Origin of the sequence: Aeromonas sp. FDAARGOS 1403 (genome assembly GCF_019047325.1) — a bacterium.
In the GTDB taxonomy this organism is placed as follows: domain Bacteria; phylum Pseudomonadota; class Gammaproteobacteria; order Enterobacterales; family Aeromonadaceae; genus Aeromonas; species Aeromonas dhakensis.
The window spans coordinates 4480145-4495933 of the sequence record NZ_CP077249.1 but is presented as its reverse complement, the minus strand read 5'-3'; the positions used below and the strand labels follow the sequence as shown (position 1 = coordinate 4495933).

Below are 15789 nucleotides of genomic sequence, written 5' to 3'. Positions count from 1 at the left end.
GGTGACCGCGAGGGTTGTGTGGCCTAGCGCTGGTAGAGCTCCCCCTCCAGCACCAGTACCGTCTCCATTCCAGCAGCGCGGCCGGCCTGCAGGCCGATCTGGGTATCTTCGAACACCAGGCAGTTGGCGGGGTTGGCCCCCAGCTGCTCGGCCACTTGCAGGAAGGTGTCGGGGTGGGGCTTGTGGTTGATCACGTCGTCGGCGCTCACTACCACCTGGATATAGGCATCGAGCCCGGTGCTTTTGAGGATCGACTCCGCCTGATTGCGCGGCGAGCCCGTGCCGATACCCATGGGGACCTTGCCGTGACAGCGCCTGACCAGCTCCCACATGGCAGGAAAGACGCTCACTTGCTGGATATGCTCCATGTAGAGGGCCACCTTGCGGCGGGCGAAGGCTTCCACATCGATATCCAGCCCATGCTGTTCGGCCAGGATGGCGACGATCTTGCGGGTGGGAATGCCGCCGTACTCGTTGAGCCGGGCGCGATCGAAGGGCAGGCCGAATTCGGCGCTGGTGATTTCCCAGGCATCAAGGTGGCGCGGCATGGAGTCCACCAGGGTGCCATCCATATCGAAAATCAGGGCGTCGTACTGCTCAAACCGGAACTGCTCGGACATGGGGCTGCTTCCTCTCGGGGTAAAAGGGCAGCCTACCAGAGCGGGGGGCACATTGCCGCGACCGGGGTCATGCTTGCCGGCACGGATGCCTTGGTTTTGGTCATCTGCCGGTGATGTATGAGACAATAACAAGTTCTGCGCCGCAGACGCTGGAGCAACAAAGGAGCGAGCCCGTCTTATGTCCCCCAAAACCATCTTCTCGAGCGTGGCCCTGGTGATCGCGCTGGGTTCACTGGAAAAGAGCATAGTCACCACTCCGCTGCCCATCATAGGGGCCGAGCTCAATGCCGGCGCCGCCCTCACCTGGGTGGTCACCGCCTACCTGCTGGCGGCCACCGCCGCCCTGCCCATCTACGGCAAACTGAGCGACATGTTCGGTCGTGTGCGCATGCTCAACATCGGTATAGGCCTGTTTTTGGCCGGCTCGGTGGCCTGCGGCCTGGCCCAGGATCTACCGACCCTGCTGGCCGCCCGGGTGCTGCAGGGGCTGGGGGGCGGCGGCCTGATCGCGCTCGCCTTCACCGTCATCGCCGACAGCATACCGCCGCGGGAGGTGGGCAAGTATCAGGGCTACATCTCGGCGGTCTATGCGGTTTCCAGCATCGCCGGCCCCTTGCTCGGCGGTTATTTTACCGAGCAGCTCAGCTGGTGCTGGATCTTCTGGATCAACCTGCCGCTCGGGGCCATCGCCCTCTGGCTGGTGAACCGCAACCTGGGCCACCTCAATGTGCGTCGTCACAGCCGCTTCGACTGGAAGGGGGCGGCGCTGCTCATCACTGTCACCACTCTCACCCTGTTGCTGCTCTCGCCTGAGGCGGCGCTACCCGCTATCTGGCTCGCGGCCGCGCTGGTGGTGGCCCTGCTGTTGCTGGTGCTGATCGAGCGGCGGGCCCATGACCCCATCCTGCCGGCCCACCTGGCGCGTCAGCCCGGTTATCTGGTGAGCGTGCTGCTGGCGCTGGCCTCGCAACTGCTGATGTTCGCCGTGCTGGTCTACCTGCCGCTGCAGATGCAGTGGCAGAAGGGGATGAGCGCCAGCGACAGCGGCGAGATCATGGTGATCTTCATGGTCTGCATCACGGCGGGGGCCTTCGTCGGCGGCAAGCTGATCGGCCACACCGGTTACTACAAGCGTTTCGTGGTGGTGGGGTTCGCCCTGGCGGCGCTGGCCCTGTGGCAGATCCACTTCGACGTCTGGATCAGGCTGGGACTGGCGTTTGCCGGCATCGGCCTTGGCCTGGTGCTGCCCGCGCTCTCGGTGGTGGTGCAAAACGCCCTGCCGCGGGAAGATCGCGGCATCGGCATGTCGCTGTTCAACTTCGGCCGCGAGCTGGGGGGCGCGGTCGGGGTGGCCATCTGCGCTGTGCTGTTCCACTCCGCCCTGCCAGCGGGCAGCAGCCACAACCTGGCCAGCCTGAGCCCGGTCGAGCTGGCGCCCGGCTTCAGCGCCACCTATATCGGCATGGCGCTGATCGCCAGTGCCGCCCTGCTGGTCACCCTGCTGGCGTTGAAGCGCCACGAGCTGGCCGACATGCCCGCCTGATGGCCGCCAGCCGATAAAAAGAGGGCTCCCCGTGGGGAGCCCTCTTTATTGGTGGCAACTTGAGCGCTTACTCCTGCGCCGGCGCCTCTTTGCCGGCCAGCTGGCTCAGCCAGGCGAAGCGGCGGTGGGCATCCTCCTGCGCCTCCTCATAGAGCCGGCTGGCCACCTCCGGCAGCTGACGAGTGAGGCGCTCGAAGCGGGGCTCCTGCTGCAAGGTGTCGGCCAGCGACGCGCTGGGGGCGCGGGAGTCGAGCGCCAGCGGCGCCTTGCCCTCTTCCTTGCGGCGCGGATCGTAGCGATAGAGCGGCCAGAAGCCGGTGGCGGTCAGCTGCTTCATCTGCTCGTGGCTCTGGGCCAGATCGTAGCCGTGCTCCTCGCAGGGGCTGTAGGCGATGATGAGCGACGGACCTGGGTAGGCCTCCGCCTCCTGGATCGCCTTCACCGTCTGGTTCATCTGGGCGCCGAGGGAGATCTGCGCCACGTAGACGTGACCGTACATCATCACGTTGGCACCGAGATCCTTGCGCCCCTTGCGCTTGCCCTGCTCGCCAAACTTGGTGATGGCGCCGAGCGGGGTGGCCTTGGACTGCTGGCCGCCGGTGTTGGAGTAGCACTGGGTGTCGAGCACCAGTACGTTGATGTTCTCCCCCAGGCTCAGCACGTGATCCAGCCCGCCGTAGCCGATGTCGTAGGCCCAGCCGTCCCCGCCGATGAGCCAGACCGATTTCTCCACCAGGTAGTCCGCATCGCGGGCCAGCTCCCGGGCCGCGGCGTCGGTGCGCCCCTCCAGCAGTGCGCGCAGCTGCGCGATATGGGCCCGCTGCTCGGCGACCGGCAGGCTGGCGTCCTGCAGCCCCTGTTGCAGTTCGGCCGGGACGGCGTCCCCCAGGCTCGCCAACAGGCGGCGCACCCGCTCGCGATGCTGATCCACGGTGAGCCGAAAGCCCAAGCCAAATTCGGCGTTGTCTTCGAACAGGGAGTTGGCCCAGGCCGGCCCGCGCCCGTCCGCATTGGTGGTATAGGGAGTGCTGGGCAGGTTGCCGCCATAAATCGACGAGCAGCCGGTGGCGTTGGCGATGAGCAACCTGTCCCCGTAGAGCTGGGTCAGCAGCTTGATATAGGGGGTCTCGCCGCAGCCGGAACAGGCGCCCGAGTATTCAAACAGCGGCGAGATGAGCTGGGAGGTGCGGATGTCGATGCGCTCCAGCTGCTCGGCGCTGCGCTCGGGCAAGTCCAGGAAGAAGTCGTAGTTGGCCTTCTGGGCCTCGAGGTGATCCAGCCGCGATTCCATGTTGATCGCCTTGCGGCTCGGCTCGGCACGATCCTTGGCCGGGCACACCTCGACGCAGAGGTTGCAGCCGGTGCAATCCTCCGGCGCCACCTGCAGCACGTACTGTTGACCGCGCATGTCGCGGGCCTTCACATCCAATGCATCCAGGGTGGCGGGGGCATCGGCCATGGCCGCCTTGTCAACCACCTTGGCGCGGATGGCCGAGTGGGGGCAGGCCGCCACGCAGTAGTTGCACTGGGTGCAGAGGTCTGCCTGCCAGATGGGCACCTCCTTGGCGATGTTGCGCTTCTCCCAGCGGGTGGTGCCCACCGGCCAGGTGCCGTCTGGCGGGAAGGCGGAGACCGGCAGGCTGTCGCCAAGCCCCGCCAGCATGGCGGCGGTGACGGTCTGCACGAAGTCAGGCGCCTTGGGGGAGACCACTGGCGGGCGGGGCCGACTGCCGGCCTCCATCTCGCCGAGGGGCACCTGAGTCAGCGCCTCACAGGTGGCGGCGAGGGCCTGCCAGTTGCGCTCGACCAGCGCCTGCCCCTTGCTGCCGTAGCTGTTGGCGATGGCCTGTTTTAGCAGCCGGATGGCCTCATCCAGCGGCAGGATGGCGGTGAGCTGGAAGAAGGCCATCTGCATGACGGTGTTGATGCGCTGGCCGAGTTGGCAGTCGCGGGCAATCTTGGCGGCGTTGATGGTGTAGAGACGGGCCCCCTTCTCGCGCAGGGCATGTTGCACCTCGAGGGGGAGGCGGCCCCAGAGCTCGGCCGCACCATAGGGGCTGTTGAGCAGGAAGATGCCCCCCGTCTTGAGCCGCTCCGCCATCTGGTAAAGGTCGATGAACTGCCACTGGTGGCAGCCGACGAAGTCTGCCTCCTCCACCAGGTAGGCCGACTGCAACGGCCGCGTTCCCACCCGCAGGTGGGAGACGGTGAGGCCACCCGCCTTCTTGGAGTCGTAGACGAAGTAGCCCTGGGGGTAGAGCTCGGTGTGGTTGCCGAGGATCTTGATACTGTTCTTGGCCGCCGACACGGTACCGTCGCTGCCAAGGCCGTAGAAGAGCGCCTCCAGCTTGAGGTGGCTGGCCGGGGGCACTGAGGTCGGCAGCGGCAGGGAGAGGCCGGTGATGTCGTCAAAGATGCCGACGGTAAAGCGCGGGCGTGGGTTAGCCAGCGCCAGCTCGTCAAACACCGCCTGCACGCAGGCCGGGCCGAACTCCTTGGAAGAGAGGCCATAGCGTCCGCCGATGACCCGCGGCAGGCTGGCCCGCGCACCCCGGCTGACCGCCTCGGCCAGTGCCGCCATCACGTCCAGATAGAGTGGCTCGGCCTGGGCGCCCGGCTCCTTGGTGCGATCCAGCACCGCTATCTTGCTGGCGCTCGCGGGAATGACCGCCAGCAGGTGCGCGGCCGAGAAGGGGCGGTAGAGGCGCACCTTCACCAGCCCCACCCTCTCCCCTTGGGCCAGCAGATGTTCGATCACCTCCTCGCAGGTACCGATGGCGGACCCCATCAGCACCAGCACCCGCTCGGCCTCTGGGTGACCCAGGTATTCGAACGGCCGGTAGTGACGGCCGGTCTGCGCGCCGAAGGCGTCCATCGCCTCGCTCACGTGGCGATAGCCCTCGTCATACCAGGGGTTGCTCGCCTCCCGACACTGGAAGTAGGTGTCCGGGTTGGCGGCGGTGCCGCGAATGACCGGCTTGTCGGGGGTCAGCGCCCGCTCCCGATGGGCCCGGATCGCCTCGGCGGGCAGCAGGGCGCGCAGGGTGTCGTCAGCGAGCGGCACTATCTTGGCTATCTCGTGGGAGGTGCGAAAACCGTCGAAGAAGTGGATGAAAGGGAGCCGGCTGTTGAGGCTGGCTATTTGGGAGATGAGGGCGAAGTCCTGGGCTTCTTGCACATTGCTGGCACAGAGCAGGGCGCAGCCGGTCTGGCGCACCGCCATCACGTCCGAGTGGTCACCGAAGATCGACAAGGCGTGGGTCGCCACGGTGCGCGCCGCCACGTGCAGCACGAAGGGAATGAGCTGGCCCGCCAGCTTGTAGAGGTTGGGGATCATCAGCAGCAGCCCCTGGGACGAGGTGAACGAGGTCGCCAGTGCTCCGGTCTGCAGGGCACCGTGGACGGTGGCGATGGCGCCCCCCTCCGACTGCATCTCCACCACCCGTGGCACATCCCCCCACAGGTTGGCACTGCCCTGGCTTGCCCAGGCCGACGACTGCTCGGCCATGGCGGAGCTGGGGGTGATGGGATAGATGGCGATCACTTCGCTGGTGCGATAAACCACGGAGGCAACGGCGCTGTTGGCGTCCGTCGTTAGCATGTCGTGTTTCATTCTCAAACCTTGGTTGCACAGTCGGCGTGGGTACGCAAACGACAAAAGAGACCGGGCCTTGCCCCGGGGGAGCGAAAGCGTGCTGTGCCCTTCCTTGTGGCAATCTGTGTCACTGACCTGTGACGGTGAATTCGCTGATCCTGCGCTGGGGTGAATCAATGTTGCGGCAAGAAAAATATGTGATGGAACACTAATATGAGTAATGTCTCGCCGTTGTGATTGTCAATATTCAAATTTATCCGCTCGATGAATTAAGGCTTCATATTTATTAAGCAAGAGTCGGCATTGCCAAAATAAATATCTGATGAATCAGACCATCCTGTTTATGGGGTAATAGATGCCAATGCGTCCCTGCACTGGCATGCAATAATAGTCATCAGAAGGTCATCATTCTCTTGTCATTAAAATTTATCGGACCAGCCCAGCTGCTGAAAAATCTGCTTTGATTTTCCCCCTTTCAAATATTCGGCGAAACGTACCGCATCCTGGCTCGGATTCTTGTTAAGGACGATGTTCACATCCCGATATACCACCAGCTGTTCTTCAATCGCCACCACGTCGCCCACGTCCGGGTTGCTCCTGGCCCAGTCAATCCAGGTTATCCAGGCATCGACACGGGGATCTTCCTGGAACGCCTTGCGGGCGCTGCCGCTGTTGGGGGTGTATTGCACTATGTTGTTTCGAAAATCGGCGACCAGCTTGATGTCACCGGTGCGACCTATCATGTCTTCCCACACCCCGGTTCCCGAGGTGTTGCTGACCCCGGCACCCTCCGGCACGACTATGCCGATACCCGGTTTGGTCAGATCGGCCAGCCCCTTGATATTCTTGGGGTTGCCCTTCTTGACCAGAATGATGGCCGGGCGCAGGTAGAGCGGGGTAATCTTGTTGATGTCGAACTGCTGCTGATGGTCGGTGGCGATCGCCAGGGCCGATTGCTCGGAGGCGCCGAACAGCATGTCGGCGTTTTTGCTGGCATCGTCATTCCAGGTCGCCTGCGGCCCGAAATGGACGTTCACCTTGATCCCCGTCTCCGCTTCAAAGGCGCTGCCCACCTTGATCAAGGCGGTGTGCGGCCCGCCGGGGCCATATAAGTTGACGTCCGCCAATGTGGCATAACTGGTCAGCATGGTTACCAATGCGGAAGCCGTCATAAATATATTTTTTTTCATTATCTACACTCCTTTTGGACTGATGGTTCAAGCGAAAAGGACCGGTCGTTTATCGAATTTATTTCAACGAAATATGAACGGTGAAATATTTCATGGTCAGGCATCAATACTATTTAAAGCGGCACAAGCCATGATTTGACATCTCTTCTTTCTTATATTCTGACGCCCACCATACCGGCAATGATGGCCAGCGCGAGGGCTGCCGAGCCGGCCAGTCCGGTGTACCACAGCAGCCTGATGCGGCTCGTTGCCACGCCGTGGGCCGCGAGCACCACCCGCAACCCGGCCAGCAGATGCGCCAGTACGAAGAAGACGCCGAGGGTGTAGTGGGGCACCAGGCGAATATTCCAGGGATCCATCAGCAGGCCCGCCTCGCCACCGGTGGCAAAACTCCAGTCGGTCGGTATGCCGAGGAAGCTGCGGGCATAGATGAACACCGAGTTCATGTGCCCTAGCACGAACACCGACAGATAGACGCCAGAGGCGATCTGGAAGGTGGTCAGCCAGTTATGTCGGGTACTGCTCCAGCGCCAGGCAAGGTAGAGACCTGAGCCGACCTGGAAGAGAAACGCCGCCACCAGCAGGGGTTCGACAACGCCGGCCCGGTAGACGGTGCGACCCGCCTCCATGACCCGGGCATGAAGCTCGGGGCCGACCAGCCCGGTCAGATGATTGGCCAGATGAAAGATCACATAACAACAGAGCACCAGCGCGCTGATGCCATGGGCGACGCGCCAGCGTCCCAGTCCGCTCACGGGACGGGCCTGCACTGCCTCTGTCTGGTGTGACTCCCACCCCAGCAGCATGGCGCCAACCCAGAACAGAGACCACACCAGCACATCGGGCAGCGGGCTGCCGACCAGCGTTTGCACCACTCCGAGCAGGACATAGAGGCTGGGGGCCGCCACGCTCAGGTAAGCCAGTCGACGCATGCCTGTGGCGATGCCGGGCCGATTGGCGACGATCAGCCCCGCCAGGGGAACGGCCAAGGCCAGCAGCAGCGAGAGCAGGGCGCCGAGCAGACTGGCAGCGCCGCTCTGGCCGACCCATTTGTTGAAGATCATCAACAGAAACGGATAGCCGAGCGCGGCCAGCGGGGGGAGCAGACAGAGTGAGTGAGGGCGCTGCACCATGATGTGCTCGCGGCTCTCGTCCGCGATCCTGGAAGGTAGGGACATACTGATATTCCTGCTTGATAGGGCGGAAAACCACCTTGATTCGGGTCTATTCAGATAACCGCGGCGCGATATCCTGCGCGGGGCAACCCGTCATGCCGCCATGAGCGAGCGGCCGCAGTGACCGAGAGTCGGCTCCCAGCAATCGGGGCCGGAGAGAGGTGGGCCAATCTATTCCAGGGAATATCTCAGCAAGGAGGTCAGGTAATGCATATGTTTTATTTCCCCTTTAACTGAGTGCCAGGTTGATAATGTGAGGATAAAAAAAGCGGCCAAGGGGTAACAGGGACAAGAATGGTCATATGGAGTAGTCCATACAGATAACAGGGAGTAATGAGATCTCTTTTGACTCCCTTTTATTGATTGCCGACAACCGGCAGGCTGGCAGAGATAATTCGGCCATAGCGTGATATAAAGACGGGCGGGAGGCGATGGATTTTAATCTTGACGTATTGAGCAGGCTTGTATAAAAAATACGCCAACTGATAGCGCTATACCAAGGAGAGTGTGTCGTGTTCGAGTTCACTGTTAATAAGGCGGCGCTGCTGTCTCTTTCACTTTTATTTACCTCCTCGGCCATGGCCATGGAAATATCTTCAGATAAAACCAGAACGGTTCAGGAATTTACCGGTAATGTCATATTGAAGGTAAATGATAATGAGTCTGTGACTGTCTCTGCCGATTCGGTCAGAAAAAGCCAGGATGGCATGGAATATTCTGGCAAGGTCACCTTGTCTGCCGAAAAATTCAATGCTGAAGCGGATAAAATAAAGTCGGCGACAGATGGCCACGGTACGACCACCTTTACCACTGACAAGCTAACGCTGATCAGCAAATAGCGGTCAGCCAATGCACGCCCGTGATGGCGCCATATACCATGTTTTCATGGTACAGGGTGTTATCAGCCAATATTGTCATGCTGCTCTTCTATCGTGATGCCAACAGGAGTGGATAATGGATAAACAACGGAAGTGATAGAATACAGAGCCATATTTCATGGACCCTTCTCATGGACATTCAGGATCTGAACCTCAGCCGGGAGCAGGCAACCCCGCTCTATCTGCAGATATACCAGCGCTATTGCCATGCCATCGCGAGCGGAGCCTTGAACGCCGGTGACCGTGTGCCCTCGGTGCGCAGTCTGGCAAGCGAACTCAACCTTGCGCGCGGCACGGTTGAAATGGCCTATCAGATGCTGATCGGTGAAGGGTATCTGATATCCCGTGGTGCCGCGGGCACTGTGGTTGCCGCCGGGCTGAACAGGCTCGTCGAGGCGCCGCCCTCTCCCCGACCCGCCGCCGCGCCTGCGCCGACCCAGGGGATCCCTCACAGCGAAATCCTGCCGTTCCAGCTGGGTGTGCCCGCGCTGGATCTGTTCCCGCGCAAGAGCTGGGCCCGGCTTGCCACCCGGCATCTGCGCAATATGGAGATGGTGACGCCGGATCCGGCCGGGCACCCGGCCCTGCGCCGCGCCATCGCCACCTATCTGGGCATTTCGCGGGGGATCCGCTGCAGCCACGAACAGGTATTCATCACGGTTGGTTATCGGGGGGCGCTGGATCTGGTGTGCCGCGCCCTGCTGCGAGCGGGAGATCTGGGCTGGTTTGAAGAGCCTGGCTATTTTCATGCGCGCCAGTTTTTGCAGCAGGCGGGCCTGCGGTTGCACCCGGTGCCCGTCGACATGCACGGCATGGATGTCAGCCTGGGTGAGCAAACCGCCGACGAGGCCCGGTTTGCGGTGGTCACCCCCACCCACCAGAGCCCGATGGGGGTGGCCCTCAGCCTGCCGCGTCGACTGGCGCTGCTGGAGTGGGCAGAGCGGCGCCATGCCTGGATCATCGAAGATGACTACGACAGCGAGTTTCGCTACCACGGCCGGCCCTTGCCCCCTCTCAAGAGCCTGGATCATCAGGGGCGCGTGCTCTACACGGGGACCTTCAGCAAGGTGCTCTACCCCGGCCTTAGGCTGGCCTATCTGGTGGTGCCCGAGGCGCAGGTCGCCCGTTTTCGCGAGCTGGTGGCGCAGCTGCCCGGCGCGGGTAATCCGGTGCTGCAGGCCACCCTGGCAGACTTCATGGATCAGGGGCATTTCACCCGCCACCTGAGCAAGATGCGCAGAGTCTATGCCGAGCGGCATGGCTATCTGGTCGATGCCTTGGCCACCCGCCTGGGCGACCGGTTGCGGGTGCAGCCGCAGGCTGGCGGGATCCAGCTATTGGCGCAGGTTGCCGGGGGCGTGACGGATCAGCAGCTGGTCGAGGTCGCCCAAGCCAATGGGCTGGCGTTGCACGCCCTGAGTAGCTGGTACATGAACCCGGCGCAGCAAAGGGGGGTGATGATGGGGTTTGCCAACTTTGCCAGCGCAGAGCAGGCCGATCGGGCCGTGCAGCAGCTGTTGTCCCTGTGGCCGGCAGAGTGAGCGCCATCCTTGGGTGATGCACATCCCTCGGCTTGTGAAGAGGAGGGGCTGGTTATCAAGCGTCGTCTGCCACATGGCAGAGGTCATGAAGAGGGCTCCCGCGGGAGCCCTCTTGTCATTGTGCCTGTTGTACTCAGCCCGGCAGCCGCACCGGGCGCAGGGCGAGGATGGCCCCGCCAAACAGCAACAGGGCCAGCAGGGCCATGGCCATGGGGCCGGCGCTGTAGGCAAAGCCGGCGACGGCGGACCAGAGCGCTACCCCGAGGTGCATCAGGGTCATGGCCAGCGACATCAGCATGCCGCGCTGGGCCGGGGCGAGCTGGGCGATGTAACCCTGCAACGCCGGTGAGCCGATGCCGCCGGCCAGCGCCCACAGGCCCAGCGGCAGGGCGAGGCTGGCCAGGCTGCCGGCCGGATAGAGGTAGAAGAAGGCGCTGACCAGGGCGCACACCACCAGGGCGCCGCGCATCAGGGGGCGGCCGCTCTCCACATAACCGGCCAGGCGCGGCATCAGCACGTTGCCGACCACGCTGATCACGCCAAGGGCGCCGTAGAGCAGCCCCACCGACCAGACCGGCAGCCCCTGGCTGTCGTGCAGGTGCTGGCCGACCAGGTTGAACAGGCCGATGCCGCCCCCCAGTCCCAACCCCATGGCGAGCAGGGCGCCGAGAGCCCCCGGAATGGCCAGCACCGAGCCCTGCGCAGCGGGGGGCGTGCCGCTCCCATGCACCTGCGGCGTGCGCGCCGTGAGCCAGGCCAGGGCCGCCGCCACGGCCCAGGCGCAGAGGCCGAGCACGATGAAGGGGGTGCGCCAACTGCTGAGCTGGGCCAGCAGGGCGCCCACCGCCGGACTAGAGATCATGCCGAGGGTGAGCCCCGACTGCACCCAGGCGATGCGCTTCATGGCGTCGGCCGGCGCGCCGTCCGCCGCCATGGCGAAGGCGATGGGGAGCATGCCGGCGCTGGCCAGCCCGGTGATCACCCGGGTCGCCAGCCCAACCTCGAAGTTCGCCACCAGGCCGGTGGCCACCGAGGCGGCGCCAAACAGCAGGGAGGCCGGCAGCATCACCCGCAGCCGGCCGTGGCGATCCGACAGGCCGCCGAGCAGGGGGGCGATGAGGGCCAGCGCCACGCTGTAGGCGGTGATGAACAGGGTCACCCGTTCCGGGGCGACCCCCAGCTCGGCGCCGATGGGGGCGAGCAGGGGCCCCAGCATCAGCTCATCGGCCCCGACCAGAAATGCAATCAAAAACAGCAGTACTTTCAGTAACATAATTTTTATTCCTTAAACTTGGGTCGACACGGCGGCGAACTGCTGGATGTCCACCACCCGATCCGGCCAGTCGGCCACAAAGGCCGGCTCGTGGCAGACGGCGAGCACGCTGCCCGGGTAGTCGCACAGGGCCTGGCGCAGGGCGGCCTTGGTGCCGGCATCCAGGTGGGTGGTCGGCTCATCCAATATCAGCAGATGAGTGGGCTGCAGCGCCAGTCGGCACAGCTTGACCCGGGTCTGCTCACCGCCGCTCAGGGCACTGATGGGCTGGATGGCCAGCTTGCCGCCGATGCCAAGGCGCGCCAGCTGCTGGCGGGCACCCTTGTCATCCAGCCCGGGGGCGGCGGCCTTGACCAGGGCCAGCGGGGTGGCCGCGGGATCGGGCCAGTGCAGCGCCTGCTCGAAGTAACCCGACTTGAGGCCGGGGGCCAGGGCCAGTTCACCGGCGAGCGGGGCGAGGCGGCCGGTCAGGGTATTGAGCAGGGTCGACTTGCCGATGCCGTTGAAGCCGGCGATCACCACCTTCTCGCCGCGGCGCAGCTGCAGGCTGAGCGGCGCCAGCAGGGGCTGGTTGTAGCCGATCTCCAGCTCGCTTGCGGCCAGCAGTTGCGGGTGGCCTCCCTGGGCGGCGCGAAAGCTGAGGGTGACCGGTTTGATCTGCTCGGGGGCGGCCAGGCGCTCGATGCGCGCCAACTGTTTCTTGCGGCCGTTGGCGATGCTGGCGTTGACCCCGGCCCCGTTCTTGGCGATGAACTGCTCGAGCCTGTCGATCTGCCGCTGCTGGGCCTGGTATTGACGGGCGTGCAGCGCCTCGGCGGCGCCCTTCTGGGCCAGCGCCTGGTCTAGGTTGCCGCGATAGGTGTGGATCTGCTGGCGGTCGATGTCGGCGATGGCGGTGGCGATGCGGTTGACGAAGGCGCGGTCGTGGGAGACCACCAGGAAGGCGCCGGGGAAGCGCTCCAGGTAGCCCGCCAGCCAGTCGACGTGGGCTGTGTCCAGGTAGTTGGTCGGCTCGTCGAGCAACAGCACCTCCGGCGTGCGCAGCAGCAGACCAGCCAGCATCACCTTGTGGCGCTGGCCGCCGCTTAAACTGGCGAGCAGGGTCTGCATGCCGAGCTGGGTCAGGCCGAGGCCGGCCGCCACCTCGTCGATGCGCGGATCTAACTGGTAAAAACCCTGACTCTCCAGGTGCGCCTGCAGATCGGCCGCCCGGGCCAGCTGCCGCGGCCCCAGTTCGGGGTCGGCGTAGAGGGCCAGCATCTCGGCTTCCGCCTCATAGAGATCGGCGAACACCGACTGCAGGTAGCCCCGCAGGGTGAGGTGGCCATCCCGCGCGGCGTGCTGGTCGAGATAGCCCGCCTTGATGCCGGGCTGCCAGAGGATGTCGCCGCCGTCTGGCAGGCGTTCCCCCTGGATCAGCTGGAGCAGGGTGCTCTTGCCGGCGCCGTTGTGGCCGGTGAGGCAGACATGCTCGCCGGCGTTGAGACGAAAGCTCGCCTGCTGGTACAGGGTCTTGTCGCCGATGTGATAGGTCAGGTTGTGGATAGTGAGCACACTCATGGTTGTAACATCCATAAAAAACGGGGGGCAGGTACGCGACGTACCGGCCCCCCGTCTCAGCAAGGTGAAACGCTGCCAAATGGCAGAGACAAAAAGGCCGGCGATGAAGCATCTCGCCGGCCTGTGTCTCCTGTTTTCATCAGATGCGGGGCAGCCTCCCAAAGAGAGGGCATTCGCGCAGCTGATGAAGATTCAGTCGATGGGCTCCGGGCAACACTTCATCGTGTTAGTGCACGGAGCACAGCCTCCTGACCGAGCATTTGAACAGGATGTACAACATTGAAAAACGGTCCAACAAAAATTCTGGTCGCAAAATACCCAGAATTTGCCGGTGAGTCAAATCTGCGACCCTGGCGCTACTCGTGGTGCAGGGTGATGCAGTCCAGTCCGCCGCTGCCGCGCAGCAGGGCCTCCGCCTGGTTCAAGCCGTCCCGTCGGTTGCTGGCAGCCTGCCCCACGAAATAGGGGGTGATCCCGGCTACCTCGCGTTGCAACCAGGCGGCGAACGCCTCATTGAGGGGGGCGATGCTGGCGGCATTGGTGATGTAGAAGGGCTGCTGACGGGTGCCCATGATGCCGTTCATCCAGTTCACCTGCCGCTTGTCCACGCTGAAGGCGCCCGGGGTGGCGATGGGGGTCAGGCCGGCATCGCGCAGTTGCTGATGGATGAGGGCATGGATCTTGTGCCAGCGCTCGCCCTGCTGGCGCAGGTCGGTCACGCTCTTGGCAAGTTCCTGCCGCTCACTGTCGCTCAGGGTGGCATCGCTGGCCAGCACCTGCTCGATCAGCGCCGCGCTGGCGGCGTGATCGTTGAAGAGGATACGGCCGTCGGCCAGCGGGCGCATGGCCATGTCGAGGTGGAAACCGGGCTGGGCCAGGATCACCAGATCCCGCTCGGCCACCTTGAGCTCCTGCGCCATCAGGCGCTGGCTGATGGCCATCATGGCGAGGAAGCGGCGGGTCTGGTGCGCTTGCTCGGCCTCGGTCAGCCCAGTTCGCTGATAGCCGCCGGCCTGCAACATGCGGCCAAGCCGGGTCAGGGTGGCGGCATCGGCCGTCAGCGTCTGCAGCGCATCGGATATCTGCTCATCGCCGAAGTCGGCGTGCAGCCCGGCGGTTACCACCAGCCCTGCGTACTCCCGTTTGAGCTGGGCCAGCAGGTCGAAGGAGGCCGGCAGCGGTTGGCCGTGGATGGCGCGATAGCGCTCGGCGATGCGCTCCCCTTGCTGCGTGCTCAGAAACATGCGCTGCTCCGCCGCCTGGCGGGTCACCCAGTTCACCTCGGACTGAGCCAGCTCGGCCTTGGCTCGCGCGGTTTTGGCAAAGGCGTGGCGCTGCGGCTCATCGAGCCCCTGTGGCAGCAGGTTGGCCGCCTCCAGGAGGATGAGGTCCACCTCGGTGTCATGGCCCTTCTGGAAGGTATGGGGGCTGCCCAGCCACTCCTCTTCGCTGAGTTGCAGCCGAAACTCGCCGTCGCGATCCATCTTCTGCTGGCGGGTGGCGATACGCTCGCTATCCAGCCGGCTGTGGTGCAGGGTGGTTTGCAGCAGGGCGTCTCGACCGATCAGGGCATAGGGGGTACCGTCTGGGCGCTGGCCGGTCAGCATGTTGCCGCCATCGATGATGGAGAAGGTGGGGATGAGCTCGCGTCCCTGCGCCTCGGCGAAGGTGTTGGCCTGGGAGAGCATGCTTTCGTTGAGCCCCTGGGAGGCCTGGCTGCCGAGGCTGTGGTGCCCCTCCTGCTCGGCCTCCGGGCTCTGCTCGGTGAGGGCGGTGACGAAGGCGTGGTAGCGCCCCTTGTCGGCCAGCGGTGCCTGGGGACGGAAGACGAGGGCGCCATCGCGCGACAACCACATGTTGTCCTCGGTCCAGGCGTACATGTCAGCGTGGGTGCTGACCGAAAAGCCCTGTTCCCTGCCAATCTGCTCCAGCTCCGCCACCAGTTCCGGCTCGGTCTGGAGGGGCAGGTGGAGCTGGTGGATCCGGTTGCCCAGATCGTCCTGGGCCAGCTGGAAGCTGCGCTCGAGGGCAGGGGAGTGCTGGCCGTTGCTGAGGGCAGGGTCGTCCGGGAAGATCAGAGGGGCCGCCATGGCCGAGTGGAACCAGAAGAGGCTGGAGATGGCGAGTGCCACGCCGGTTTTGCGCATGATGATGTCCTGTTGTTATGGCGGGCTGGTGCCCGCAAGCCTGAACGTCGGCGTACGGCGCTGCGCTGCACGCTTCGGATGGAAACCATAAGGAGCTCGCCAAGAACCACAAGAGCGCAAATCTGAATTGACTTTTAACCCAGGCTAAACCGCGTTGAATATATTCACTTGATGACAAACGAGTCTTTTTTGATGCTGCTTATTTCCAGCAAAAACAGGGTGTTGCACTATTTCAATTGTCGATAGCGAGGCAGGGTCGGATATTTC

At 63.8% G+C, this 15789-nt stretch carries 10 protein-coding genes; 3 read left to right on the top strand and 7 right to left on the bottom strand.

The genetic code is table 11. The annotated features are described in order from the left end of the window. Positions 1–23: 23 nt before the first annotated feature. Positions 24–620 (bottom strand): HAD family phosphatase, encoded by a 597-nt coding sequence (locus I6L33_RS20495; protein WP_017781617.1) that lies wholly within the window; start codon positions 618–620, stop codon positions 24–26. A 178-nt stretch (positions 621–798) separates the two neighbouring features. Between I6L33_RS20495 and I6L33_RS20490 the strand changes: the two genes are divergently transcribed. Next, positions 799–2163, top strand: a complete 1365-nt coding sequence (locus tag I6L33_RS20490; protein WP_216973247.1) for an MDR family MFS transporter — start codon at positions 799–801, stop codon at positions 2161–2163. A 67-nt stretch (positions 2164–2230) separates the two neighbouring features. On the opposite strand, the gene nifJ is transcribed toward I6L33_RS20490, so the two are convergent. From nifJ to I6L33_RS20475, 3 genes are all read right to left on the bottom strand, one after another. Then, positions 2231–5764: a pyruvate:ferredoxin (flavodoxin) oxidoreductase gene (gene nifJ / locus I6L33_RS20485; protein WP_216973246.1), complete on the bottom strand. Its 3534-nt coding sequence runs from the start codon at positions 5762–5764 to the stop codon at positions 2231–2233. 413 nt (positions 5765–6177) lie between these two features. Then, complete coding sequence (locus tag I6L33_RS20480; protein WP_302054584.1) at positions 6178–6948, bottom strand: substrate-binding domain-containing protein; 771 nt, start codon at positions 6946–6948, stop codon at positions 6178–6180. 152 nt (positions 6949–7100) lie between these two features. Next, a complete protein-coding gene (locus I6L33_RS20475; protein ID WP_216973245.1) occupies positions 7101–8126 on the bottom strand; it encodes a hypothetical protein in 1026 nt (341 codons plus the stop codon). Positions 8127–8635: 509 nt separating this feature from the next. On the opposite strand from I6L33_RS20475, the gene I6L33_RS20470 reads away from it, so the two are divergent. Together I6L33_RS20470 and I6L33_RS20465 are read left to right on the top strand one after the other, a co-directional pair. Next, positions 8636–8962 (top strand): hypothetical protein, encoded by a 327-nt coding sequence (locus tag I6L33_RS20470; RefSeq protein ID WP_010633209.1) that lies wholly within the window; start codon positions 8636–8638, stop codon positions 8960–8962. 170 nt (positions 8963–9132) lie between these two features. Next, positions 9133–10542 carry a PLP-dependent aminotransferase family protein gene (locus I6L33_RS20465; RefSeq protein WP_010633210.1) on the top strand — a complete coding sequence of 470 codons (1410 nt, stop codon included), beginning with the start codon at positions 9133–9135 and terminating at the stop codon, positions 10540–10542. A gap of 133 nt (positions 10543–10675) precedes the next feature. Here I6L33_RS20465 and I6L33_RS20460 read toward each other — a convergent pair whose 3' ends face one another. The 3 genes from I6L33_RS20460 to I6L33_RS20450 all read right to left on the bottom strand — a co-directional run bounded on the left by I6L33_RS20460 (position 10676) and on the right by I6L33_RS20450 (position 15522). Beyond that, positions 10676–11815, bottom strand: a complete 1140-nt coding sequence (locus I6L33_RS20460; protein ID WP_216973244.1) for an MFS transporter — start codon at positions 11813–11815, stop codon at positions 10676–10678. A gap of 12 nt (positions 11816–11827) precedes the next feature. Continuing rightward, on the bottom strand, positions 11828–13375 hold the full coding sequence (locus I6L33_RS20455; RefSeq protein WP_211028316.1) for an ABC-F family ATP-binding cassette domain-containing protein: 1548 nt from the start codon (positions 13373–13375) through the stop codon (positions 11828–11830). A 356-nt stretch (positions 13376–13731) separates the two neighbouring features. Beyond that, a complete protein-coding gene (locus I6L33_RS20450; RefSeq protein ID WP_216973243.1) occupies positions 13732–15522 on the bottom strand; it encodes a hypothetical protein in 1791 nt (596 codons plus the stop codon). Between the last annotated feature and the right edge of the window lie 267 nt (positions 15523–15789).

What these genes read in the sequence shown, in the direction of transcription:
- I6L33_RS20490 (WP_216973247.1), top strand. Translation starts at nt 799, where the DNA reads ATGTCCCCCAAAACCATCTTCTCGAGCGTGGCCCTGGTGATCGCGCTG.
- I6L33_RS20460 (WP_216973244.1), bottom strand. Translation starts at nt 11,815, where the DNA reads ATGTTACTGAAAGTACTGCTGTTTTTGATTGCATTTCTGGTCGGGGCC.
- I6L33_RS20495 (WP_017781617.1), bottom strand. Translation starts at nt 620, where the DNA reads ATGTCCGAGCAGTTCCGGTTTGAGCAGTACGACGCCCTGATTTTCGAT.
- I6L33_RS20480 (WP_302054584.1), bottom strand. Translation starts at nt 6,948, where the DNA reads ATGAAAAAAAATATATTTATGACGGCTTCCGCATTGGTAACCATGCTG.
- I6L33_RS20465 (WP_010633210.1), top strand. Translation starts at nt 9,133, where the DNA reads ATGGACATTCAGGATCTGAACCTCAGCCGGGAGCAGGCAACCCCGCTC.
- I6L33_RS20475 (WP_216973245.1), bottom strand. Translation starts at nt 8,126, where the DNA reads ATGTCCCTACCTTCCAGGATCGCGGACGAGAGCCGCGAGCACATCATG.
- I6L33_RS20450 (WP_216973243.1), bottom strand. Translation starts at nt 15,522, where the DNA reads ATGCGCAAAACCGGCGTGGCACTCGCCATCTCCAGCCTCTTCTGGTTC.
- nifJ (WP_216973246.1), bottom strand. Translation starts at nt 5,764, where the DNA reads ATGCTAACGACGGACGCCAACAGCGCCGTTGCCTCCGTGGTTTATCGC.
- I6L33_RS20455 (WP_211028316.1), bottom strand. Translation starts at nt 13,375, where the DNA reads ATGAGTGTGCTCACTATCCACAACCTGACCTATCACATCGGCGACAAG.